Raw genomic sequence first — 23,665 nt, forward strand, 5'->3', positions numbered from 1 at the left:
CTTCCCGCGACGGCTCCCTTTGTTCGGTTCCGCCGCGCCTTCGGGCCCCACTGTCCAACGCTCCCCATGCTCGACAATCTCACCCAACGGATGGCGCGCGTCGTCAAGACGCTGCGCGGCGAAGCCCGGCTCACCGAGGCGAACACCCAGGAGATGCTCCGCGAGGTGCGTCTCGCGCTGCTGGAGGCCGACGTCTCGCTGCCGGTCGTCCGCGAATTCATCGCCAAGGTCAAGGAAAAGGCGCTCGGCGAAGAAGTGATCAGCAGCCTGTCGCCGGGCCAGGCGCTCGTCGGCGTGGTCCAGAAGGAACTGACCGCCGTGATCGGCGGCGACTACGAAGGCAAGGCCGCCGAGCTGAACCTCGCGGTCACGCCGCCCGCCGTGATCCTGATGGCCGGCCTGCAGGGCGCGGGCAAGACCACGACCGCCGGCAAGCTCGCGAAGCTGCTGCGCGAGAAGTACAAGAAGAAGGTGCTGACGGTGTCGTGCGACGTGTATCGCCCGGCCGCGATCATGCAGCTGAAAACGGTGAGCGAACAGGTCGGCGCCGACTTCTTCCCGTCCACGCCCGACCAGAAGCCCGTCGACATCGCGGTCGCGGCCGTCGACTGGGCGAAGCGCCACTACCATGACGTGCTGATCGTCGACACGGCCGGCCGCCTCGGTATCGACGAGGCGATGATGCAGGAAATCGCCGCGCTGCACGGCACGCTGAAGCCCGCCGAAACGCTGTTCGTCGTCGACGCGATGCTCGGCCAGGATGCGGTCAATACCGCGAAGGCGTTCAACGACACGCTGCCGCTCACCGGCGTCGTGCTGACCAAGCTCGACGGCGACTCGCGCGGCGGTGCCGCACTGTCGGTGCGTCACATCACGGGCAAGCCGATCAAGTTCGTCGGTGTCGCCGAGAAGCTCGACGGCCTGGAAGTGTTCCACCCCGACCGGATGGCGAACCGGATCCTCGGCATGGGCGACATCCTCGCGCTCGTCGAGGAAGCCCAGCGCGGCGTCGACATGCAGGCCGCGCAGAAGCTCGCCGACAAGGTCAAGAAAGGCGGCGACTTCGACCTGAACGATTTCCGCGCGCAGATCTCGCAGATGAAGAACATGGGCGGCCTGTCGTCGCTGATGGATAAACTCCCCGCGCAGTTCCAGCAGGCGGCCGCCGGCGCCGACATGGGCCAGGCCGAGAAGTCGATCCGCCGGATGGAAGGCATCATCAGCTCGATGACGCCCGCCGAGCGCGCGAAACCCGAAATCATCAAGGCGACGCGCAAGCGCCGCATTGCAGCCGGCGCGGGCGTGCCGGTGCAGGAAGTCAACCGGATGCTGAACCAGTACGACCAGATGCGTACGATGATGAAGAAGCTGAAGGGCGGCAACATGCAGAAGATGATGCGCGGCCTGAAGGGCATGATGCCCGGCATGCGCTGATTCCGCCCGTCGGCCGGCGCGCGGGTTTTTGCTGTAGCGCGCGCCCGCCGTTCTGCTTCATTCTTATTTGTATACCGACTGCCCGCCAGAACACATGAACCGCGAAGAAGCCCTCCACATTTTCAACCACTCCGAAGAGATCGTGTCGGCCGATGCCGTCAACGCGTCGATCTCCAAGATGGCCGACGCGATCCGCGCCGAGATCGGCGACGCGTTCCCGCTCGTTCTCTCGGTGATGGGCGGCGCCGCGGTGTTTACCGGGATGCTGCTGCCGCATCTCGATTTCCCGCTCGAATTCGACTACATCCACCTGACCCGCTACCGCAACACGACGCAGGGCAGCCCGGAGATGCACTGGCGCGTCGCGCCGCGCGAATCGGTGAAGGACCGCATCGTGCTCGTGCTCGACGACATCCTCGATGAAGGCGAGACGATGGCCGCGATCCGCGACCGCATCCTGGACATGGGCGCGAAGCGCTTCATGTCGGCCGTGCTGTGCGAGAAGACGCTCGCGAAGGCGAAGCCGCTGCACCCCGACTTCTGCGGCTTCTCGGTGCCGGACCGCTACGTGTTCGGCTGCGGGATGGACGCCAAGGGCTACTGGCGCAACCTGCCGACGATCCGCGCGCTGACCGCCCAGGTCTGATCGCCGCCCTGCCCGCCCCATAAGAAAAGCGGCGCTCCGGTTTCCCGAAGCGCCGCTTTTTTCGTGCGCGTGCCGCCTGCCTTATGCCCGCCTTATAGCTGGTGCACGAACGCGCGGATGCCGGCCAGCAGCATCTCGACCGAGATCGCGACGAGCACGAGGCCCATCAGCCGCTCGAACGCCGCGACCGTCCGCTCGCCGAGCCACTGCTGGATCCGTTCGGCCAGTACCAGCGTGATCGCGCAGACGATCATCGTGACGGTCAGCGCGCCGACCCATTCGAGCATCTTGCCGGGCGCCTGCGACGTCAGCAGCATGACCGTCGCCAGCGCGGACGGCCCGGCCAGCGCCGGAATCGCGAGCGGCACGATGAACGGTTCGCCGCCCGCGCGCGGATCGCTGCCGAGCGCACCGTCCGGGTGCGGGAAGATCATCCGCAGCGCGATCAGGAACAGCACGATCCCGCCGCCGAGCCGCAACGACAGGTCGGTGAGGTTCATCATCCGCAGGAAGCGGTCGCCGACCACCATGAAGAACAGCAGGATCACGAACGCGATCCCCACTTCACGCAGGATCAGCTTCACGCGCCGCTCGCGCGGCACATCCCGCATCGCCGTAATGAACAGCGGGATGTTGCCGAGCGGATCGGTGATCAACACCAGGAGCACGGTGGCCGACAGGAACGTGTATTCCATCGTGTCCCCCGGTCGCCGTGCTCAGCGTGCGAGCGCGGCGCGGATCTTCTCCGCGACCGTCGCCGCAGCCGCGTCGGCCGGCAGCAGCGTCGCTTCGGCGTCGCGGCGGCCCTGGTACTCGATCTTGCCTTCCTTCAGGCCGCGCTCGCCGATCACGAGACGGTGCGGCACGCCGATCAGCTCCCAGTCGGCGAACATCACGCCCGGGCGCTCGCCGCGGTCGTCGAGGATCACGTCGATGCCGGCCGCGACGAGTTCCGCGTACAGCTTGTCGGCCGTTTCGCGCACCATCTCGCTGCGGTCGTAGCCCATCGGGCACAGCACGACTTCGAACGGCGCGATCGACTCGGGCCAGATGATGCCCTTGTCGTCGAAGTTCTGTTCGATCGCCGCGCCGAGAATGCGCGTGACGCCGACGCCGTAGCAGCCCATCAGCATCGGCTGCGGCTTGCCCGACTCATCGAGGAACGTCGCACCCATCGCTTCCGAGTACTTGGTGCCGAGCTGGAACACGTGGCCGACTTCGATGCCGCGGCAGATGTCGATCACGCCCTTGCCGTCCGGCGACGCGTCGCCCTTCTTCACGTTGCGCACGTCGGCGATGTCCGGTTCCGGCAGGTCGCGGCCCCAGTTCACGCCGGCGATGTGATAGTCGACCTCGTTCGCGCCGACGACGAAATCGCTCATGTTCGCGACCGTGCGGTCCGCGATCACCTTCACCGGCTTCTTCGTGCCGACCGGGCCGAGATAGCCCGGCGGCGTGCCGAACCACTCGACGATTTCCTGCTCGGTCGCGAAGCGGTGGTTCTTCAGCCCCGGCAGCTTCGACACCTTGATCTCGTTCAGGTCGTGGTCGCCGCGCAGCATCACGAGCCAGATCGTCGGCTCGGCGCCTTCGTTGTCGGTCGCGAGCACGATCGACTTGATCGTGCGCTCGAGCGGGATCGCCAGCAGTTCGGCGACGGCTTCGCACTTCGCCTTGCCGGGCGTCGCGACCTTTTGCATCGCTTCGGCCGGCGCGGCGCGCTCAGGCGTCAGCGGCAGCGCTTCGGCGGCCTCGATGTTCGCCGCGAACTCGGAAGTCGGGCAGTAGGCGATCGCGTCCTCGCCGGTATCGGCGATCACGTGGAATTCGTGCGAGAAGTTGCCGCCGATCGAGCCGCCGTCGGCCGCGACCGCACGGAACTCGAGGCCGAGGCGCGTGAAGATGCGCACGTACGCGTCGTACATCTTGCGATACGACTCGTTCAGGCCGGCTGCGTCCTTGTCGAACGAATACGCGTCCTTCATGATGAATTCGCGGCCGCGCATCACGCCGAAGCGCGGACGGATCTCGTCGCGGAACTTCGTCTGGATCTGGTAGAAGTTCACCGGCATCTGCCGGTAGCTCTTGATCTGGTTGCGCGCGATGTCGGTGATGACTTCCTCGTGCGTCGGCCCGATCACGAAGTCGTTGTCCTTGCGGTCCTTGAAGCGCAGAAGCTCGGGGCCGTACTGTTCCCAGCGGCCCGACTCCTGCCACAGCTCGGCCGGCTGCACGGCCGGCATCAGCAGCTCGATGGCGCCCGCCCGGTTCATTTCCTCGCGCACGATCGCCTCGACCTTGCGAATCGAACGCAGGCCGACCGGCAGGTAGTTATAGATGCCGCCGGCGACGCGACGGATCATGCCGGCGCGGACCATCAGCTTGTGGCTGACGATCTCTGCGTCGGCGGGAGCTTCTTTCAGGGTGCCGATAAAGAAACGGGAAGCTTTCATGCGGACGGTTCCAAAAACGGCGCCCCCAGGCGGGGCGCCCGAAAAAGTTTCAAGGTGAAAAAGCTGCGCGCGGCGAACAACGAGGGACGACGATGGCGCAGATGACTTAGCAGACTAATCAGGGACAATTCAGCCGGTGCACCCCGCGCGGATTCGCTCCGTCACGGTGCGCAGCGCCCGTTATCTGTTTATAATCAAAGCAATTTTAAAGGATTCGAAGGTGGTTGTATGCTGGATCGTGAAGGCTTTCGCCCGAACGTCGGCATCATCCTCTTGAACGCGCGCAACGAGGTGTTTTGGGGCAAGCGGCTCCGCGAGCATTCCTGGCAGTTTCCTCAAGGTGGGATCAAGTACGGCGAGACCCCCATGCAGGCGATGTACCGGGAACTGCACGAGGAGACGGGCCTGCATCCGGAACACGTCAAGATAATCGGCCGCACTCGCGACTGGTTGCGTTACGAGGTGCCTGACAAGTTCATCAAACGCGAAGTACGCGGTCATTACCGCGGCCAGAAGCAGATCTGGTTCCTGCTGCGGATGGTTGGACGCGATTGCGACATTTGCTTGCGCGCGACCGACCACCCGGAGTTCGATGCGTGGCGCTGGAACGAGTACTGGGTACCGCTCGATGCGGTGATCGAGTTCAAGCGGGATGTCTATCAGTTGGCGCTGACGGAACTGTCGCGCTTCCTGCGCCGCCCGGCGCAGCGAGCCGAGAAGCCGCGCGGGCCGCGAATGTCGCGCTATCCACGCGTCATTGGCGTACAGGCCCAGCAGACGCTGACGATTGTCGACGCATCGGTAGTCTGTTCGGAGATCGAAGTGGAGGCGAGCACGCTCGACGAGATGCCGCCCCACGTGATCGTCGGCAAATGACGAGTCGGACTGCATGACCGGGCGCGACCTTGGTGTCGCGCCCTTTTTTTACGAGGAATGCATATTGAAAGCGATTGCTCTCGCGCTCGCATCGATCGCCGCGATGGCTGCCCTGGCCGGCTGCGCGAATTCGAAAGCGCCGTCCAACAAGGACGACAGCGAATTCGTGTACCTGCTCGACCGCCAAGGGACCTGGAAGGAAAACACGGTCGACACGCTGCCGCCGCTGCCGCAAACGGGCGACCTGCTGCCGTTCAACGTGTCGCAGAACACGCCGCTCAAGTTCTTCGTCGATGCGAAATCGCTCGACGTCGGCACCGATGGCGTCGTGCGCTACGCGGTCGTCATCACGAGCCCGGCCGGCGCACGCAACGTGAACTACGAAGGCATCCGCTGCGACACCTACGAATGGCGCCAGTACGCCGGCCTGAACTCGGACCACGACGGCTGGGATCGTACGGTCGAGAACGACTGGCGGCGCATCGAGAACGGCGAGCTGAACGCCTACCACTCCGCGCTCTATCAGGACTACTTCTGCTCGAACAAGATGCCGCAAGGCTCGACCCGGCAGATCCTGGAAAACATCCGGTTCCATCGCACCGCGATGACGCAGCTGCGCTGACGACACACGATGCGGGTGGCCCGCATCGTCCCGTCGCAATTAGAAAGCCCGCATCGCGCGGGCTTTTTTGTCGGACTGCCTGAACTGCCGATACCGTGGCCGGCGATCAGACGAGCACGAGGTTGTCGCGGTGGATCAGTTCGGGTTCCAGCATGTAGCCAAGCACCGTCTCGATCTCACCGCTCGGCTTGCGGTGAATCAGTTTCGTTTCCGCGCTGCTGTAGTTCGTGAGCCCGCGCGCCACTTCGCGCCCGTCAGGGCCGACGCACGCGATCACCTCGCCGCGCGCGAACGCGCCCTGCACGTCGATCACGCCGATCGGCAGCAGGCTCTTGCCGCCGGCCGTCAGCTTCTCGACCGCGCCGGCATCGATCACGACATGGCCGCGCACCTGCAGATGGTCGGCCATCCATTGCTTGCGTGCCGCCATCCGCGCGGTGCGCGCGATCAGCTGCGTGCCGATCGCCTCGCCGGCCGCCAGGCGAACGAGCACGTCCGGCTCGCGGCCGCTCGCGATCACGGTATTCGCGCCGCTGTGTGCCGCGCGCTTCGCCGCGAGGATCTTCGTCAGCATCCCGCCGCGACCGAGGCTCGAACCGGCGCCGCCAGCCATCGCCTCGAGCTCCGGCGCGCCGGCATTGGCCTCGGCGACGAGCGTCGCGTTCGGGTCCTTGCGGGGATCGGCCGTGAACAGCCCGGTCTGGTCGGTCAGGATGATCAGCGCATCGCCTTCGATCAGGTTCGCGACGAGCGCGCCGAGCGTGTCGTTGTCGCCGAACTTGATTTCGTCGGTGACGACCGTGTCGTTCTCGTTGATGATCGGAACGACACCGAGCCGCAGCAGCGTGAGCAGCGTCGAACGCGCATTCAGGTAGCGCTCGCGATCGGCCAGGTCGGCATGCGTGAGCAGGATCTGCGCGGTGCGGATGTCGTGCTCGGTGAAGCGGCTCTCATAGACCTGCGCGAGCCCCATCTGGCCGACCGCCGCAGCAGCCTGCAACTCGTCGATTTCCCGCGGCCGCTTGCTCCAGCCGAGCCGCTGCATCCCTTCGGCAATCGCCCCCGAACTGACGAGCACGACTTCCTTGCCCTGCGCGCGCAACGCGGCGATCTGGGCTGCCCAGCGGCCGATTGCAGCATGATCGAGCCCCTTGCCGTCGTTGGTCACGAGGCTGGAACCCACCTTCACCACCAATCGCTTCGAATCCGCGATGATCGAACGCATCCTGCACTGTCTCCTGTATCTGATGCCTGCCCGGCCGGGCGCGATTGAACGCCGGCGCCGGACGGCACGCCCGGCGCGTTCAGGAACCGCTCAGGCGTCGTCGCCCGGCGTCGCACCGCCGTCTGCCGGCGGCGCATCGCGGAAACGCACGTCCGCCGCGAGATCTTCCGCCTCCGCCGCACGGTGAGCGTCCGAATGTTCGGACAGGTAATCGTAGATCGCGTAGCACAGCGCTTCGCAGCCCTGGCCCGTCAACGCCGAAATCTCGAACACGGGGCCGTCCCAGCCGAAACGATCGAGGAAATCGGCGACGCGCGCCTCGCGCTCGTCTTCCGGCACCATGTCCAGTTTGTTGAGCACGAGCCAGCGCGGTTTCTCGTACAGCGCCTCGTCGTACTTGCGCAGCTCGCCGACGATCGCGGTCGCTTCCGCGACCGGATCGACGCTTTCGTCGAACGGTGCGAGATCGACCAGATGCAGCAGCACGCCGGTCCGCTGCAGGTGGCGCAGGAACTGGTGGCCAAGGCCCGCGCCTTCCGCCGCGCCCTCGATCAGCCCCGGGATGTCGGCGATCACGAAGCTCTTGCTCGGGCCGACGCGCACCACGCCGAGATTCGGCGCGAGCGTCGTGAACGGGTAGTCGGCGATCTTCGGCCGCGCATTCGACACCGACGAGATGAACGTCGACTTGCCTGCGTTCGGCATGCCGAGCAGGCCGACGTCGGCGAGCACCTTCAGCTCGAGCTTCAGCATGCGCCGCTCGCCCGGCTTGCCGTCCGTCTTCTGGCGCGGCGCACGGTTCGTGCTCGACTTGAAATGCAGGTTGCCGAGGCCGCCGGAGCCGCCCTGGGCAAGCATCACCTGCTGGTCGTGCTCGGTCAGGTCGGCGATCAGCTCGCCGGTATCCATGTCGGTGATGATCGTGCCGACCGGCATGCGCAGCGTGACGTCGTCGCCGCCCTTGCCGTAGCAATCCGAGCCGCGGCCGTTTTCGCCGTTGCGCGCGAGATGCTTCTTCGCGTATCGGTAGTCGATCAGCGTGTTGATGTTGCGGTCGGCGATCGCGTAGACGCTACCGCCCCGGCCGCCGTCGCCGCCGTCCGGCCCGCCGAACGGGACGAACTTCTCGCGGCGCATCGACGCGCTGCCATCGCCTCCGTCGCCGGCGATGACTTCGATTCGTGCTTCGTCAATGAACTTCATTCGTCACTCCGCCCAGTATTTCCGCTATTGTGCCGCGCGCCGGCACGCTTGAACAATCTGCCATTCGGCCGATCGTGCGCCGGTTGCGCGAGGGTCGCCGGCACGCACCTGCGCCCGGCGACCAAATAAAAAAAGGCCCCGCGAAGACTGCGGGGCCTTTCGGCTACGAAGCCCGTGGGTGCCTGACTTAGGCAGCCGCCGGGACGACGATGACCAGATGCTTCTTGTCCGCGCCCTTCGTCGCGAACTTGACGTGACCGTCGACCAGCGCGAACAGGGTGTGATCCTTGCCCATGCCGACGTTCTCGCCTGCGTGCATACGCGTACCGCGCTGACGCACGATGATGCCGCCGGCATTGATTGCCTGGCCGCCGTACACTTTCACGCCGAGACGTTTCGACTCGGAGTCGCGGCCGTTCCGGGAAGAGCCGCCTGCCTTTTTGTGTGCCATCTGATTGCTCCTTAACCGAGGCGCTTACGCGTTGATCGCGTCGATGCGCAGCTCAGTGTAGTTCTGGCGGTGGCCGCCATGCTTTTGGTAGTGCTTCCGGCGACGCATCTTGAAGATGGTGACCTTGGCATGACGACCGTGCGACACAACGGTGGCCTTGACGGAAGCCCCACTGACCAGCGGCGTACCGAACTTAATCGATTCGCCTTCGCCCACTGCGAGAACCTGGTCGAGCGTGATTTCAGCGTCAATGTCAGCCGGTATCTGTTCTACTTTGAGTTTTTCGCCAACGGCAACCTTGTACTGCTTGCCGCCGGTTTTTATGACCGCGTACATTGAGAACCTCACTCTGGATCCAATTTTTCCGCACACCACGCGCGGAAAACACGTGATTATACATGGGGTTAGCACCGAAGTCAAAACCGATCGACGATTGCCGCGCGCGGGCCCTGGCCGGACGGCCAAAATCGCAGTGCCGGCACGTCTGACAGACCGGGATTTCGCGGATTCGACTTATAATCCGCCGCATCACCCAATTCCATCATCATGTCGTCGTCCACCGCCTCCCCCACCCTCAGCGCCGCCCACCTGCTCGCCCCGATCACCAGCGACATGGAGCAGGTGAATCGCGTTATCCGGCAAAGCCTCGCGTCCGACGTGCTGCTGATCAACCAGATCGCCGAGTACATCATCGGCGCGGGCGGCAAGCGGCTGCGTCCGGCGTTGCTGCTGCTCGTCGCCGGCGCGCTCGGCGAAACGTCGCACCAGCGGCACGTGCTGGCCGCCGTCGTCGAGTTCATCCACACGGCCACGCTGCTGCATGACGACGTCGTCGACGAATCCGAGCTGCGCCGCGGCCGCCAGACCGCCAATGCGCTGTTCGGCAACGCGGCGAGCGTGCTGGTAGGCGATTACCTCTACTCGCGCTCGTTCGAGATGATGGTCGGTGTCGGCAAGATGCGCGTGATGGAGATCCTGTCCGAAGCGACGACGATCATTTCGGAAGGCGAGGTGCTGCAGCTCCTCAACATGCACGACGCGGACGTCGACGAAACGCGCTACATGCAGGTGATCCGCTACAAGACGGCGAAGCTGTTCGAAGCGTCGGCCCGCCTGGGCGCGGTGCTCGCGGGCGCCGATGCGCCGACCGAAGCCGCCGCCGCCGAATACGGCCGCCGGATCGGCACCGCGTTCCAGATCATGGACGACTGGCTCGACTACGCGGGCACCGTCGAGGCCATGGGCAAGAATGCCGGCGACGACCTGCGCGAAGGCAAGCCGACGCTGCCGCTCATCTATTTGATCGAACGCGGCACGCCCGAGCAATCGGCGCTGGCGCGCGAGGCGATCGAACAGGGCGGCACCGATCGCTTCGACACGATCTTCGAGGCGATCACGCGCTCAGGCGCGCTCGACCACACGCTCGAATGCGCACGCCAGGAAGCGCAGGCGGCAGCAGCGGCGATTGCCGCGTTCCCCGATTCGATCTACAAGGAAAGCCTGCTCGGGCTGTGCTCGTACTCGACGTCGCGGCAGTCGTGAGCGCGCGGCAAACAGGAAGCGATGCCTTGTCCCGAAAATTTTCTTCACCAAAGTATTCCCTTTTAGAAAAAACATCGTTATAGTTACGTTCTTGCTTGAGACGACGCAGAAATCTTCACGAAGACGGCGAAGTCCGAAGAGTAAAAATCGGGGTGTAGCTTAGCCTGGTAGAGCGCTACGTTCGGGACGTAGAGGCCGGAGGTTCGAATCCTCTCACCCCGACCAGATTTTTAAAAAACCGTGCACCCTGTGCGCGGTTTTTTTTTGCCCGGCCGCCGCAGGCCCCTCGTGTCGCGCACGACACATCGCCGTCGCCGGCCTCTGCTATATTTCCTCCATCCCTGTCCTTCACTGCCCATTCCGACGCGTGGACCAAATTCCCTTATGGGCGCAAATCGGCGCCGTCTTCCTGCTTCTCCTCTGTTCCAGCTTCTTTTCGATTTCCGAGACCGCGATGATGGCGCTCAACCGCCATCGGCTGAAGCATCTCGCCGGCCAGGGCGCACTCGGCGCGAAAACCACGCAAGGGCTGCTCACGCGCACTGACCTGCTGCTCAGCGTGATCCTGATCGGCAACAACCTGTTCAACACGATCATCCCGGTCCTGACGACGTCGCTCGCGCTGCATACGTTCGGCCGCAACAACGTCGCGCTGTCGATCGCGACCGGCATCGTCGCGTTCCTGATCATCGTGTTCGCGGAAATCGCGCCGAAGATCGTCGGCGCGACCTTCCCCGAACGCATCGCACTGCCCGCGAGCCTCGTGATCGCGCCGTTGATGCGCGTGTTCAAGCCGGTCGTCTGGTTCGTCAACGCGCTTGCGAACGGCGTGCTGTGGGTGCTGCGCATCAACACGAAGAAGGGCCGCGACCAGCGGATGTCTGCCGACGAGCTGCGCGCCATCGTGCTCGAGTCGAGCAGCTTCATGCCGACCAAGCATCGCAGCATCCTGCTCAACCTGTTCGATCTCGAGAACATCACGGTCGACGACGTGATGGTGCCGCGCCGCCAGATCGAGTCGCTCAACTTCTACGCGCCGCTCGACGACGTCCTGCACCAGCTCGAGACCTGCTATCACAACCGGCTCGTCGTCTACGAAGGCGACATCGACAAGGTGCTCGGCGTGCTGCATGTACGCAAGACGCTCACCGCGCTGCACAACCAGGAGTTCGACCGCGAGACGCTGCGCACGCTGCTCGCCGAGCCGTACTACGTGCCGTCGGGCACGCCGGTGGTCCAGCAGCTCCAGTTCTTCCAGGAAACGCGGCAGCGAACGGCGCTCGTCGTCAACGAGTACGGCGAGCTCGAAGGGCTCGTCACACCCGAAGACATCATCGAGGAACTGATCGGCGAATTCACGACGTCGATGCCGCGCAGCGAACGCGCGGGCGGCTGGGACGAGAACGGCGAATGCATCGTGTCGGCCAGCATGCCGCTGCGCGAACTGAACCGCTGGCTGCACCTGAAGCTGCCGACCGACGGGCCGAAGACGCTGAACGGACTGGTGCTCGAAATCCTCGAGGAAATTCCGGAAGACGACGTGTGCCTGAAGATCGGCGACGTGATGCTCGAGGTGATGCGCAGCGACGACCAGGCCGTGCGCACGGTCAAGCTCTTCAAGCCGCGCGGCTCGCGCACCGCACGCGCCACCGGCCGATAGCCGAACGGCCGACTGCCGGCGCCGCCCGCGACGCGCGACCATCTGCATGTCACGGTCAACAGGCGGCCAGCGTGCCGGCTCACATGCATTTCCCTCCTCCCGGGGCGCCGCTGCACACGCAGTCGTCGCCCGCCCGCTCCGACGCGCCGCCTGCCGCCGCGCCTCATGCACTCGATGCGGCCCAGCTCGACGATGCACCGGCCGTGCGACTGCTGACGGACACGCTGCACGCGGCACGCGTGCGCGACGCATCCGACATCCACGTCGAACCGTTCGAAACCGGCTGGCGCATCCGCCTGCGCATCGACGGCGTGCTGCACGAGCATGCGCGACCGCCCGTGCACCTGCGCGACGCGCTCGTCACGCGAATCAAGGTGCTCGCGCGCATGGACATCGCCGAACGGCGGCTCCCGCAGGACGGCAGGCTACGCATCGCGATCGACGGCGGCACGCGCGGCGACTATCGCGTCAGTTCGCTGCCCACGCTGTTCGGCGAAAAGCTCGTGCTGCGGCGCCTCGAAACGCTGCCGGCCGATCTCACGCTCGCCCGTCTCGGCTTCGACACGCAGCAGGCCGCCGCGATGGAGGCCGCGATACGCGCACCGCACGGCCTCGTGCTCGTCACGGGCCCGACCGGCAGCGGCAAGACGCTGTCGCTGTACTGCGCACTGCAGATGCTCGATCGCGACGCACACAACGTCTGCACCGTCGAGGACCCCGCCGAGATCCAGCTCGACGGGATCAACCAGGTCGGCGTCGCCGACAAGGCCGGGCTCACGTTCGCGACGGCGCTGCGTGCGCTGTTGCGGCAGGATCCGGACATCATCATGGTCGGCGAGATACGCGATGCGGAAACGGCAGACGTCGCGATCAAGGCCGCGCAGACCGGCCATCTCGTGCTGTCGACGCTGCACACGAACGACGCGCCGGCCGCCATCGCGCGGATGCTCGACATCGGCGTCGCGCCGTACAACCTCGCGGCCGCGCTGCAGCTCGTCACCGCGCAGCGCCTGGTCCGGCGCCTGTGCGCCGCGTGCCGTGTCCCTTCGGACGCATCGGCGCGCGTGCTGCAGGAAGCCGGCTGCGACCCGGCGGCCCTGGCAGGCGGATGGAGGCCGTTCGTCGCACGCGGCTGCACCGCCTGTCACGGGATCGGCTATCGCGGCCGCATCGGGCTGCATCAGACGATGCCGGTCTCGCCGGAACTGGCGGAGCGCATCGTCGCACGGGCGAGCGTCGGCGAGCTCGCGCAATGCGCGGCGGCCGACGGCGTGCGCAACCTGCGAGACGCGGCATTCGCCCGCGTGCGGGACGGCACGACGAGCATCGCGGAAGCCGTCGCCGCCACGCCCGCGGCATGAGCATGCCCACGCCGCCGCGCGAAACCCGCTTCGCCTGGCGCGGCCGCCGTCGCGACGGCACACCGCGCCGCGGCACGGTCATCGCCTTCGACGCCGCAGCCGCGCGTGCCACACTCGCGCGTGACGGCATCGCGGTGCTGTCGCTCGACGTCCGCGGGCCGGCCCGGCCGCCGGCGGCCGGCGCCCGGGAGATCACGCGTTTCACGCGCCAGCTCGCGAGCCTGTTGCAGGCCGGGCTGCCGCTTGCACCGTCGCTCGAAATGCTCTCGCGTACACGGTCGCACGACGGCCTGCCGCGCATCGCCGCGGGCCTCGCGCGGGAAATCGTCGGCGGCCGGCGCTTCGCCGAGGCACTCGCACGCTATCCGTCGCAGTTCGGCACGCTGTACCGCCAGTTGATCGAAGTCGGCGAGGCGTCCGGCTCGCTCGGCATCGTGCTGACACGTGTCGCGGAACACCGCGAGCGCGCCGATGCGCAATGGCGCAAGCTGCGGGCCGCCCTCGCGTATCCGGCCGCCGTCATCCTGTTCGCGCTCGCGATCTCGGCGGCATTGATGGTGTGGGTCGTGCCGACGCTCCGGCAGATCTTCGACGGCTTCGGTGCCGCCCTGCCGGCACCGACCCGCGCCCTGCTCGCGCTCTCCTCCGCGCTGTCGGCGTGGGGCGGCGTGCTCACCGCCGGCACGGCGGCAGCAGCGCTTGCCGCGCATCACGCGCTTCGACGGTCGGCGCCGTTGCGCCATGCGGTCGCGCGGCGCCTGCTGCATGCCCCGCTGGCAGGCAGCGCGCTCGAACGGTATGCGGCCGCACGCTGGTGCCGTTCGCTCGCGACGCTGCTCGGCGCCGGCGTGCCGCTCGCCGACGCCTTCGCCACGCTCGAGCGGACGGCCGGCCATCCGGTGTTCGCGCACGCCACCGCGCACATCGCGGCACGCGTGTTGCGCGGCGCGCGTCTCGCCGATGCGATGCAGTCGGCCGGCTGCTTTCCGGACGACGTCGTCCAGCCGATCGCCGTCGCCGAGGAAACCGGCGCGCTCGATACGATGCTCGCCGACATCGCCGCGCTGTGCGAACGCCAGCTCGACGCGCGTCTCGATGCGCTCGCGGCGCTCGGCGAACCGCTGATCGTGATCGTCCTGGGCGCACTCGTCGGCGGCCTCGTGATCGCGATGTACCTGCCCATCCTTCAGCTCGGCAACGTGGTGTAGCATCGCAACCGATTCTGTCGCCTTTTAAGCCCGAACCTTGAGCCTCATGACGCCCGTGCCCCTGCCCGCCGTTCCCGATTCGCCCGAGCGCACGCTGCTCGCACTGGCGATGCTGCCGCCCGCGCTGCAGTATGCGTTCGCGGTCATCATCGGCCTGTGCGTCGGCAGCTTCCTGAACGTGGTCGTGCACCGGCTGCCCGTGATGATGCAGCGCGCGTGGCAGGCCGAGATCGACGAAGCGACCGGCAACGCGAGCGCCGCGCCCGACGACGGCTATCCGCCGCACTACGATCTGTGGCGCCCGCGCAGCGCATGCCCGCATTGCGGCCACGTGCTGCGCGCCTGGGAAAACATCCCGCTCGTCAGCTATCTGATGCTGCGCGGGCGCTGCCGCCGCTGCGGCCACGCGATCAGCCTCCGCTATCCGCTCGTCGAGCTCGTGTGTGCGCTGCTCGCCGCGGGCTCGCTCGCGGCATTCGGCCCGACCGTCGCCGGGCTTGCCGCGTTTGCGCTGTGTGCGGCGCTGCTCGCGATGAGCGCGATCGACATCCGCACGGGCTACCTGCCCGACTCGATGACGCTGCCGCTGCTCTGGGCCGGGCTCGTGCTGAATCTCGGCGGGACGTTCACGTCGCTGCGCTCGGCCGTGATCGGTGCGATGGCCGGCTACCTGTTCCTGTGGTCGATCTACTGGCTGTTCAAATGGCTGCGCGGCATCGAGGGCATCGGCTTCGGCGACCTGAAGCTGCTGGCCGCACTCGGCGCGTGGATGGGCTGGGCCGCGCTGCCGCAAGTCGTGCTGTTCGCGGCGGTAACGGGCGCCATCGTCGGGCTCGTCGCGACCTGGCGCGGCCGCATGCGCTTCGAGGAGCCGATTCCGTTCGGCCCGTTCCTCGCGGCCGGCGGCGTTGCGACGCTGTTTTTCGGCACGCCGTTCTATTTCGCGCTCGGAGGCTGACATGTTTGCAGTAGGACTCACGGGCGGCATCGGCAGCGGCAAGACGACCGTCGCCGACCTGTTCGGCGCACGCGGCGCGTCGCTGGTCGATACCGACCTGATCGCCCACCGCATCACGGCTCCCGGCGGCCTCGCGATGGCCGCGATCGAACAAGCGTTCGGCCGCGACTTCGTGGCCGCCGACGGCTCGCTCGATCGCGCGAAGATGCGCACGCTGATCTTCAGCGACGACGACGCACGCCGGCGCCTCGAAGCGATCACGCATCCGCTGATCCGTGCGGAAACCGATCGCGAGGCACGCGAAGCGCAGGGCCCGTACGTGATGTTCGTCGTGCCGCTGCTCGTCGAGTCAGGCAACTGGAAAACGCGCAGCGATCGCGTGCTCGTCGTCGACTGCCCGGTCGAAACGCAGATCGCACGCGTGATGCGGCGCAACGGCTTCACGCGCGAGCAGGTCGAGGCGATCATCGCGCGACAGGCGACGCGCGAAGCCCGTCTCGCGGCGGCCGACGACGTGATCGTCAACGACTCGGTTACGCCCGATGCACTCGCCGCGCGGGTCGATGCACTGCACCAACGCTATGTCGCGCTCGCGGCCGCCGCGCACTGAGCATTGCGCGCAATCGTGATGGTGCACGAAATTGGCGCGTTGCTAGGGTAGAGAGTGAGCATTAGAATGTCCTGCATTGTTTCAATCCCTACCCAAGAGGCGAGCGCGCTTGATTCTTTACGAGTATCCGTTCAACGAGCGAATTCGCACGCTGTTGCGCCTCGAAGATCTCTTCGAGCGCTTCGCGTTCTTTTTGGCTCAGGAGGACCCGCGTGAACACCACGTCGCGCTGACGACGCTGTTCGAAATCGCCGAGGTAACGGGCCGCGCGGACCTGAAATCGGATCTGATGAAGGAGCTCGAACGTCAACGCCAGACGCTCGCCCCCTTTCGCGGCAATCCGGGCATCGAGCAGAACGCGCTCGAAGCCGTGCTCGGCGAAATCGAGCAGACGCTGGCCAATCTCGCGCAGATGCAGGGCAAGACCGGCCAGCACCTCGTCGACAACGAATGGCTCGCCAGTATCCGCAGCCGCGCGGTGATTCCCGGCGGCACGTGCAAGTTCGACCTGCCGTCGTACTACGCGTGGCAGCAATGGCCCGCCGAGCAGCGGCGCCAGGACATCGCGAAGTGGATCCTGCCGATGCTGCCGCTGCGCGACGCCGCGTCGATCGTGCTGCGGCTCGCGCGCGAATCGGGCCAGGCGTCGAAGGTGATGGCGATGCAGGGCAGCTACCAGCAGATGCTGTCGGGCCGCACCTACCAGCTGATGCAGGTACGCGTGCCGCCGGAACTGCGCGTCATTCCCGAAGCGAGCGCCAACAAATACATGCTGTGGGTACGGTTCACCATGCAGGACGGCGATGTGCGGCCGCGCGCGGTGGACATCGACGTGCCGTTCCATCTGACACTGTGCAATCTGTAACGGCCGTGTGCCGGTTCAACGCTTTCGTATGACTACCGTCGTGAAATGTCCTTCGTGCGGCGCAGAAGTGCGCTGGACGCCTGAAAACAAGTTCCGTCCCTTCTGTTCGGCCCGCTGCAAGCAGCTCGACCTCGGCGCATGGGCCGCGGAAAAGTACCGGATCGGCGGCGCCTCGGACGAGGGCCCGTCGTCGGAAGAAGACGGCACGGACGGCCGTCGCGACAGCTGAGCGGCGCGTAGCACCGCCCGCCGGCGATATGGCCCGCCTTTCCGGCAGGCCGCCACGGCGTCAGTTCGACGCCGCTTCCTTCTCGAGCAATTCGAGCACCGGCAGCGCCGCCGGCAACAGCGGCGCGACGGCGACCGGCAATTGCTGCCACACGAACGCCTGCCCTTCCTTGCTGTGCGGCTCGCCCGTCCAGCCCGTCACCTTGCAGAAATAAAGCCGCACGTACGCATGCGGATAATCGTGCTCGAGCGTGTGCCAGCGATGGCTGGCCGTGACCTCGATGCCGAGTTCCTCGTGGAGTTCGCGCGCGAGCGCGTCCTCGACGCTTTCGCCGGCCTCCAGCTTGCCGCCCGGGAACTCCCAGTAACCTTCATACGGCTTGCCCTGCAGGCGTTGCGCGAGCAGGTAACTGCCGTCCGGCTGAACCATCACGCCAACCGCGACTTCCGTCACCTTGCGGCCATCCGGTGCGCGCACGGCGCCTTGTGCGAGATCCGCGCTCATGCCTGCTCCTTGCGGCCCGACCAGTCGCGCGCGAACTGCCACGCCACGCGGCCCGAGCGCGAACCGCGCTCGAGCGCCCACACGAGCGCGTCGCCGCGCGCGGTCTCGATCTCCACGTCGGGGCAGCCGAAATGGCGCAGCCAGTGCGCGACGATGTCGAGATAGTCGTCCTGCTTGAACGGATAGAAGCTGACCCACAGGCCGAAGCGCTCCGACAGCGAGATCTTCTCCTCGACGACTTCGCCGGGGTGAATCTCGCCGTCCGGGAGATGCTTGTACGACTCGTTGTCGCTCATGTACTCGGGCAGCAGATGGCGGCGGTTCGACGTCGCGTAGATCAGCACGTTGTCCGACTGCGCGGCGATCGAGCCGTCGAGCGCGACCTTCAGCGCCTTGTAGCCCGATTCGCCGTCCTCGAACGACAGGTCGTCGCAGAACACGATGAACCGCTCGGGACGCTGCGAGATCAGGTCGACGATGTCGCCGAGATCGTGCAGGTCGTCCTTGTCGACTTCGATCAGGCGCAGCCCGTCCTGCGCATACGCGTTCAGGCATGCCTTGATCAGCGACGACTTGCCGGTACCGCGCGCGCCGGTCAGCAGCACGTTGTTGGCCGGCTTGCGCTGCACGAACTGCCGCGTGTTCTGCTCGATCAGCCCTTTCTGGCGATCGATGTTGTGCAGGTCGCCGAGCGTGATCGACGACACGGCCGGCACCGGCTGCAGGTAGCCGCGCCCCTGGCGCTTGCGCCAGCGGAATGCGTGGGCGGCGTTCCAGTCGACGGCCGCCGGCGCGGGCGGCAGCATCCCCTCGAGACGGCCGAGCAGCGCTTCGGCGCGCGTCAGAAACTGTTCAAGCTTGTCCATGTCGTTCGAACGCTCCCGATCAGGAGCGGTAGTCCGCGTTGATGCTCACGTAATCGTGCGACAGGTCGCACGTCCAGATGGTGGCCTGCGCGTCGCCGCGGCCGAGCAGCACGCGGATCGTGATCTCGCTCTGCTTCATCACGCGCTGGCCGTCCTCTTCCTGGTAGGCCGGGTTACGGCCGCCCGCCTTCGCGACGAGCACGTCGTCGAGATAGAGGTCGATCTTGCCGACGTCGAGATCCGCGACGCCCGCATAGCCGATCGCCGCGAGAATCCGGCCGAGGTTGGGGTCGGATGCGTAGAAAGCCGTCTTCACGAGCGGCGAATGGCCGATCGCATAGGCGATCTGGCGGCATTCGGCAACGCTCTTGCCGCCTTCGACCTGCACCGTCATGAATTTCGTCGCGCCTTCGCCGTCGCGCACGATCAGCTGCGACAGCACCTGTGCGACTTCGGTCACCGCGTCGCGCAGTGCCGCATAGGCCGGCGAATCGGTCGACGTGACGGCCGGTAGCGAGCTCTTGCCCGATGCGATCAGGATGAACGAGTCGTTCGTCGACGTATCGCCGTCGATCGTGATGCAGTTGAACGAGCGGTCGGCCACTTCCTTCACGAGCGTGTCGAGCACCGGCTGCGCGACGTTCGCGTCGAATGCGAGGAAGCCGAGCATCGTCGCCATGTTCGGCTTGATCATGCCCGCGCCCTTGCTGATGCCCGTGAGCGTGACCGTGTGGCCGTCGATCGTCACCTGACGCGACGTGGCCTTCGGCAGCGTGTCGGTCGTCATGATCGCCTGCGCGGCATCGAACCAGTTCGCGGCCTTGCGGTTCGCGAGCGCGGCAGGCAGGCCGGCCTTCAGGCGGTCGATCGGCAGCGGCTCGAGGATCACGCCGGTCGAGAACGGCAGCACCTGCGCCGGCTCGATGCCTGCGAGGCGGGCAAGCCCCGTGCAGGTTTCACGGGCGTTCACGAGGCCCGGCTCGCCGGTGCCCGCGTTCGCATTGCCCGTATTCACGACGAGCGCGCGGATGCCCGCGCCGCCCGCGCGCACCTTCGCCAGATGCTCGCGGCAAACCGTGACAGGCGCGGCGCAGAAACGGTTTTCGGTGAACACGCCCGCGACCGTCGCGCCTTCGTCGACGGAGATGACCAGCACGTCCTTGCGATTCGGCTTGCGGATATTCGCTTCCGCCCAGCCGAGCGTGACGCCGGCGACGGGATGCAGTTGGGCGGGATCGATCGACGGAAAATTGACAGCCATGGGGCACACCTGCCGGATGGAAAATGCCGGCATGTGCCGGCATCGATTGGAAGAACCGGCGGCCGCACGCGCGGGCCGCCGCAACTCACGTCAGTCACTCGAAGCTGCAGCGAAGCGGCACGCGTGACGCGCGCCGCCGTCGATCATGACAGCTTCCCGTGACACTGCTTGTACTTCTTGCCGCTGCCGCACGGGCACGGGTCGTTGCGGCCGACCTTCGGCATTTCGCCGCCGGGGCCGCTGTGCGTCATCGCGCTGCCGACCATGTCGGCCGTTGCCGTGGCCGCCGCGGCAGCCGCGACGTTCGCCACCGGCGCACCGGATTCCGCGTAGTCGGCATGCTGGTACTCGACGTTTTCGAGATGACCGGCGCCGCGCTCCTCGATCTGCTCGGCGGCTTCCTCGAGCTGCTCCGGCGACTGGATCTGCACGTTCATCACGACGCGCGTGACTTCCTGCTTGATCGCCTCGAGCATCGCGGCGAACAGTTCGAACGCCTCGCGCTTGTATTCCTGCTTCGGATTCTTCTGCGCATAACCGCGCAGGTGGATGCCCTGGCGCAGGTGGTCGAGTGCCGCGAGGTGTTCGCGCCACAGGCGGTCGACCGTCTGCAGCATCACCGAGCGCTCGAACGCGCTGAACGATTCGCGGCCGACCATCGCGACCTTGCTCTCGTACTGCTCGTCGGCGGCCGTCATCACGGCATCGAGAATTTCCTCGGCCGTGATCGACGACGACTCGTTCACCATTTCCTGGATCGCGAGGTCGAGCTGCCAGTCGTTGCGCAGCGCTTCTTCGAGCTCGGGCACGTCCCACTGCTCTTCGATGCTGCCTTCCGGCACGAACTGGCGGACGACTTCGGTGATCACGCCGTGACGCATTGCCGTGATCGTCTCGGTGATGTCGTGCGCTTCGAGCAGCTCGTTGCGCTGCTGGTAGATCACCTTGCGCTGGTCGTTCGACACGTCGTCGTATTCGAGCAGCTGCTTGCGGATGTCGAAGTTGCGCGCTTCGACCTTGCGCTGCGCCGATTCGATCGACCGCGTGACGATGCCGGCCTCGATCGCCTCGCCTTCCGGCATCTTCAGGCGATCCATGATCGAGCGCACGCGGTCGCCCGCGAAGATGCGCAGCAGCGGATCGTCGAGCGACAGGTAGAAGCGCGACGAGCCCGGATCGCCCTGGCGGCCCGCACGGCCGCGCAGCTGGTTGTCGATCCGGCGCGATTCATGGCGCTCGGTGCCGATGATGTGCAGGCCGCCGGCGGCCTTCACCTGCTCGTGCAGCGTTTCCCACTCGTCGTGCAGCTGCTGGATGCGGCGCGCCTTTTCGTCGGCCGGGATCGCCTCGTCGGCCTCGATGAACGCAGCCTGCTTCTCGGCGTTGCCGCCGAGCACGATGTCGGTACCGCGACCGGCCATGTTGGTCGCGATCGTCACGCGTTTCGGACGGCCGGCTTCCGCGACGATCGCCGCTTCGCGCTCGTGCTGCTTCGCGTTCAGCACTTCGTGCGGCAGCCCTGCTTGCTTCAGCAGGTGCGACAGCAGCTCGGAGTTCTCGATCGACGTCGTGCCGACCAGCACCGGCTGGCCGCGTTCGTAGCAGTCGCGGATGTCGCGGATCACCGCGTCATAGCGCTCCTTGGCCGTCTTGTAGATCTGGTCCTGCTTGTCGATCCGCTTCGGCGGACGGTTGGTCGGGATCACGACCGTCTCGAGACCGTAGATCTCGTTGAATTCGTATGCCTCGGTGTCCGCGGTACCGGTCATGCCGGCCAGCTTTGCGTACATCCGGAAGTAGTTCTGGAACGTGATCGACGCGAGCGTCTGGTTCTCGCTCTGGATCTTCACGTGTTCCTTCGCCTCGACGGCCTGGTGCAGGCCGTCGGACCAGCGGCGGCCGGCCATCAGGCGGCCCGTGAATTCGTCGACGATGACCACTTCGCCGTTCTGCACGACGTAGTGCTGATCCTTGTGGAACAGCGTGTGTGCGCGCAGCGCCGCGTACACGTGGTGCATCAGCGTGATGTTCTGCGGCGCGTACAGGCTCTCGCCCTCGCCGATCAGGCCCCATTCGGCGAGCAGGCGCTCGGCCTTCTCGTGGCCCGATTCCGTCAGGAACACCTGGCGTGCCTTCTCGTCGAGCGTGTAGTCGCCCGGCTTCTCGACACCCGTGCCGTCGGCCTTCTCTTCGCCGATCTGGCGCTCGAGCAGCGGCGGCAGTGCGTTCATCCGCACGTACAGTTCGGTGTGATCCTCGGCCTGGCCCGAAATGATCAGCGGCGTACGCGCCTCGTCGATCAGGATCGAGTCCACTTCGTCGACGACTGCAAAATTCAGTGCCCGCTGCACGCGCGCGTCGGTCTCGTAGACCATGTTGTCGCGCAGGTAGTCGAAGCCGAACTCGTTGTTCGTGCCGTACGTGATGTCCGCCGCGTAGGCCTGCTGCTTCTGGTCATGCTCCATGCCGGACAGGTTGATGCCGACCGACAGACCCAGGAAGTTGTAGAGGCGCGCCATCCATTCGGCGTCACGCTGCGCGAGGTAGTCGTTGACGGTCACGACGTGCACGCCGCGGCCGGCCAGCGCATTCAGGTACACGGGCAGCGTCGCGACGAGCGTCTTGCCCTCGCCGGTGCGCATTTCCGCGATCTTGCCGTAGTGGAGCACCATGCCGCCGATCATCTGCACGTCGAAGTGCCGCATCTTCAGCACGCGACGGCTGGCCTCGCGACAGACCGCGAACGCCTCGGGCAACAGCTTGTCGAGCGACTCGCCGGCCGCGACCCGCTGGCGGAATTCGTCCGTCTTGCCGCGCAACTGGTCGTCCGTCAGCTTCTCGATCTGCGTTTCGAGCGCATTGATCGTCGTGACGGTCTTTTGGTATTGCTTGACGAGCCGCTGGTTGCGGCTGCCAAAAATTTTCTGGAGAAAACCGGTTGTCATCGGATCGGATCCTGCGTCGCAGCACCGGCGCCCGGCGCGTGTTGCGCGCCCCGGCGCCCGAGCCTCGGCGGCTTAGCGAATTAGTGGACTCAAACGGTGAATTTTAGCACGCGGGGAAGCATGCGCCCGTGTCTCGGCGGGACCGGCGCTGCACGGCGAGGGCTGGGCCGGCGGGGCGAAAGCCGCCCGGGCACGGGCCGGCGCGGGTACAATCGGCAGCAACCTCCGCGCGCGTGCGCGCCCGAAGAAAGCCTCGATGAACCGATTTTCCAAGCGTTTCGGCCCGCTCGCCGCCTATCGCCCGCAACCCGTGTCGGAAGTGCTCGGCCGCACCGACGCGTTCACGGCGTTGCGCGCCGGCGTCGAGCAGATCGCGTCGCTGCAGCGCGACCTCGCCGCGCTCCTGCCCGAATACCTCGCGAATCATGTCGAACCGGGCTTCATCAAGGATGGGACCCTGACCCTCTTTGCCGCGCACAATGCACTGGCTGCCCGGTTGCGGCAGGTCGAGCCGCGGCTGCTCGGCGATCTCCAGAAGCGCGGCTGGGCCGTCGCGACGCTGCGCGTACGCGTGCGGCCGAAGGACGCGCCGGAGCCGCCGCACGTGAAGCAGGCGCGGATGACCTCGGTCGGAGCCGCCGCGTTGCGCGATCTCGCCGATCACCTCGAACCGTCGCCGCTGCAGGACGCGCTTGCGCGCATGGCCGCCCGGCACGGCGCGAAGCCGCGTTGACGACACCGGCCGC

The 23,665-nt window shown here is 66.3% G+C and carries 23 protein-coding genes and 1 tRNA gene; 14 read left to right on the plus strand and 10 right to left on the minus strand.

Going from position 1 to position 23,665, the window contains the following annotated elements:
• Positions 1-66 precede the first annotated feature (66 nt).
• Together ffh and U5798_RS26955 are read left to right on the plus strand one after the other, a co-directional pair.
• A complete protein-coding gene (gene ffh, locus U5798_RS26950) occupies positions 67-1,434 on the plus strand; it encodes a signal recognition particle protein (RefSeq protein WP_322083768.1) in 1,368 nt (455 codons plus the stop codon).
• A gap of 94 nt (positions 1,435-1,528) precedes the next feature.
• The gene (locus tag U5798_RS26955) at positions 1,529-2,080 is read left to right on the plus strand and encodes a hypoxanthine-guanine phosphoribosyltransferase (protein WP_124455326.1); all 552 of its coding nucleotides are present in this window, start codon (positions 1,529-1,531) and stop codon (positions 2,078-2,080) included.
• 92 nt (positions 2,081-2,172) lie between these two features.
• Here U5798_RS26955 and U5798_RS26960 read toward each other — a convergent pair whose 3' ends face one another.
• Positions 2,173-2,775, minus strand: a complete 603-nt coding sequence (locus tag U5798_RS26960; protein ID WP_047899741.1) for a MarC family protein — start codon at positions 2,773-2,775, stop codon at positions 2,173-2,175.
• A gap of 21 nt (positions 2,776-2,796) precedes the next feature.
• Complete coding sequence (locus tag U5798_RS26965) at positions 2,797-4,533, minus strand: proline--tRNA ligase (protein ID WP_322083769.1); 1,737 nt, start codon at positions 4,531-4,533, stop codon at positions 2,797-2,799.
• Positions 4,534-4,761: 228 nt separating this feature from the next.
• Here U5798_RS26965 and U5798_RS26970 point away from each other — a divergent pair, with 228 nt between their 5' ends.
• Both U5798_RS26970 and U5798_RS26975 read left to right on the plus strand, forming a co-directional pair.
• Positions 4,762-5,409 carry an RNA pyrophosphohydrolase gene (locus tag U5798_RS26970; RefSeq protein ID WP_124455324.1) on the plus strand — a complete coding sequence of 216 codons (648 nt, stop codon included), beginning with the start codon at positions 4,762-4,764 and terminating at the stop codon, positions 5,407-5,409.
• A 13-nt stretch (positions 5,410-5,422) separates the two neighbouring features.
• The gene (locus tag U5798_RS26975; RefSeq protein WP_124455323.1) at positions 5,423-6,031 is read left to right on the plus strand and encodes a CNP1-like family protein; all 609 of its coding nucleotides are present in this window, start codon (positions 5,423-5,425) and stop codon (positions 6,029-6,031) included.
• A 106-nt stretch (positions 6,032-6,137) separates the two neighbouring features.
• Here the strand turns inward: U5798_RS26975 and proB are convergent, their stop codons facing one another.
• The 4 genes from proB to rplU form a co-directional block, all read right to left on the minus strand.
• A complete protein-coding gene (proB, locus tag U5798_RS26980) occupies positions 6,138-7,256 on the minus strand; it encodes a glutamate 5-kinase (protein ID WP_124455322.1) in 1,119 nt (372 codons plus the stop codon).
• A gap of 90 nt (positions 7,257-7,346) precedes the next feature.
• Entirely contained in the window at positions 7,347-8,459 is a 1,113-nt protein-coding gene (obgE, locus tag U5798_RS26985; protein ID WP_124455321.1) for an Obg family GTPase CgtA, read from the minus strand.
• Positions 8,460-8,646: 187 nt separating this feature from the next.
• Positions 8,647-8,910, minus strand: a complete 264-nt coding sequence (rpmA, locus tag U5798_RS26990; RefSeq protein ID WP_006476999.1) for a 50S ribosomal protein L27 — start codon at positions 8,908-8,910, stop codon at positions 8,647-8,649.
• Between the two features lie 24 nt (positions 8,911-8,934).
• Positions 8,935-9,246 carry a 50S ribosomal protein L21 gene (rplU, locus tag U5798_RS26995; protein WP_006025184.1) on the minus strand — a complete coding sequence of 104 codons (312 nt, stop codon included), beginning with the start codon at positions 9,244-9,246 and terminating at the stop codon, positions 8,935-8,937.
• 210 nt (positions 9,247-9,456) lie between these two features.
• Here rplU and U5798_RS27000 point away from each other — a divergent pair, with 210 nt between their 5' ends.
• The 9 genes from U5798_RS27000 to U5798_RS27040 all read left to right on the plus strand — a co-directional run bounded on the left by U5798_RS27000 (position 9,457) and on the right by U5798_RS27040 (position 17,343).
• The gene (locus tag U5798_RS27000; RefSeq protein ID WP_069247066.1) at positions 9,457-10,452 is read left to right on the plus strand and encodes a polyprenyl synthetase family protein; all 996 of its coding nucleotides are present in this window, start codon (positions 9,457-9,459) and stop codon (positions 10,450-10,452) included.
• A 148-nt stretch (positions 10,453-10,600) separates the two neighbouring features.
• Positions 10,601-10,677: transfer RNA gene (locus tag U5798_RS27005), tRNA-Pro, on the plus strand.
• A gap of 142 nt (positions 10,678-10,819) precedes the next feature.
• Complete coding sequence (locus U5798_RS27010; protein ID WP_124455320.1) at positions 10,820-12,112, plus strand: HlyC/CorC family transporter; 1,293 nt, start codon at positions 10,820-10,822, stop codon at positions 12,110-12,112.
• An 83-nt stretch (positions 12,113-12,195) separates the two neighbouring features.
• The gene (locus U5798_RS27015; RefSeq protein WP_322083770.1) at positions 12,196-13,473 is read left to right on the plus strand and encodes a GspE/PulE family protein; all 1,278 of its coding nucleotides are present in this window, start codon (positions 12,196-12,198) and stop codon (positions 13,471-13,473) included.
• Positions 13,470-14,681, plus strand: a complete 1,212-nt coding sequence (locus U5798_RS27020; RefSeq protein ID WP_322083771.1) for a type II secretion system F family protein — start codon at positions 13,470-13,472, stop codon at positions 14,679-14,681. The genes U5798_RS27015 and U5798_RS27020 overlap by 4 nt, the downstream gene beginning before the upstream one ends.
• Positions 14,682-14,727: 46 nt before the next feature.
• Positions 14,728-15,639: a prepilin peptidase gene (locus U5798_RS27025; RefSeq protein ID WP_124455317.1), complete on the plus strand. Its 912-nt coding sequence runs from the start codon at positions 14,728-14,730 to the stop codon at positions 15,637-15,639.
• Position 15,640: 1 nt separating this feature from the next.
• A complete protein-coding gene (gene coaE / locus U5798_RS27030) occupies positions 15,641-16,249 on the plus strand; it encodes a dephospho-CoA kinase (RefSeq protein ID WP_124455316.1) in 609 nt (202 codons plus the stop codon).
• 109 nt (positions 16,250-16,358) lie between these two features.
• Entirely contained in the window at positions 16,359-17,114 is a 756-nt protein-coding gene (gene zapD / locus U5798_RS27035; RefSeq protein WP_034186363.1) for a cell division protein ZapD, read from the plus strand.
• 28 nt (positions 17,115-17,142) lie between these two features.
• Complete coding sequence (locus U5798_RS27040) at positions 17,143-17,343, plus strand: DNA gyrase inhibitor YacG (protein WP_059506884.1); 201 nt, start codon at positions 17,143-17,145, stop codon at positions 17,341-17,343.
• A 60-nt stretch (positions 17,344-17,403) separates the two neighbouring features.
• On the opposite strand, the gene U5798_RS27045 is transcribed toward U5798_RS27040, so the two are convergent.
• The 4 genes from U5798_RS27045 to secA all read right to left on the minus strand — a co-directional run bounded on the left by U5798_RS27045 (position 17,404) and on the right by secA (position 22,919).
• Positions 17,404-17,847 carry an NUDIX domain-containing protein gene (locus tag U5798_RS27045; RefSeq protein WP_039353126.1) on the minus strand — a complete coding sequence of 148 codons (444 nt, stop codon included), beginning with the start codon at positions 17,845-17,847 and terminating at the stop codon, positions 17,404-17,406.
• Positions 17,844-18,713, minus strand: coding sequence for an ATP-binding protein (locus U5798_RS27050; RefSeq protein WP_124455315.1), 870 nt, complete (start codon positions 18,711-18,713; stop codon positions 17,844-17,846). Before U5798_RS27050 ends, U5798_RS27045 begins: the two co-directional genes overlap by 4 nt.
• A gap of 19 nt (positions 18,714-18,732) precedes the next feature.
• The gene (argJ, locus tag U5798_RS27055; protein WP_124455314.1) at positions 18,733-19,974 is read right to left on the minus strand and encodes a bifunctional glutamate N-acetyltransferase/amino-acid acetyltransferase ArgJ; all 1,242 of its coding nucleotides are present in this window, start codon (positions 19,972-19,974) and stop codon (positions 18,733-18,735) included.
• A 143-nt stretch (positions 19,975-20,117) separates the two neighbouring features.
• On the minus strand, positions 20,118-22,919 hold the full coding sequence (gene secA / locus U5798_RS27060; RefSeq protein ID WP_124455313.1) for a preprotein translocase subunit SecA: 2,802 nt from the start codon (positions 22,917-22,919) through the stop codon (positions 20,118-20,120).
• Between the two features lie 256 nt (positions 22,920-23,175).
• On the opposite strand from secA, the gene U5798_RS27065 reads away from it, so the two are divergent.
• On the plus strand, positions 23,176-23,652 hold the full coding sequence (locus U5798_RS27065; protein ID WP_124455312.1) for a DUF721 domain-containing protein: 477 nt from the start codon (positions 23,176-23,178) through the stop codon (positions 23,650-23,652).
• The last annotated feature ends 13 nt before the right edge of the window (positions 23,653-23,665 follow it).

This window comes from Burkholderia sp. BCC1972 (assembly GCF_905339605.1).
In the GTDB taxonomy this organism is placed as follows: domain Bacteria; phylum Pseudomonadota; class Gammaproteobacteria; order Burkholderiales; family Burkholderiaceae; genus Burkholderia.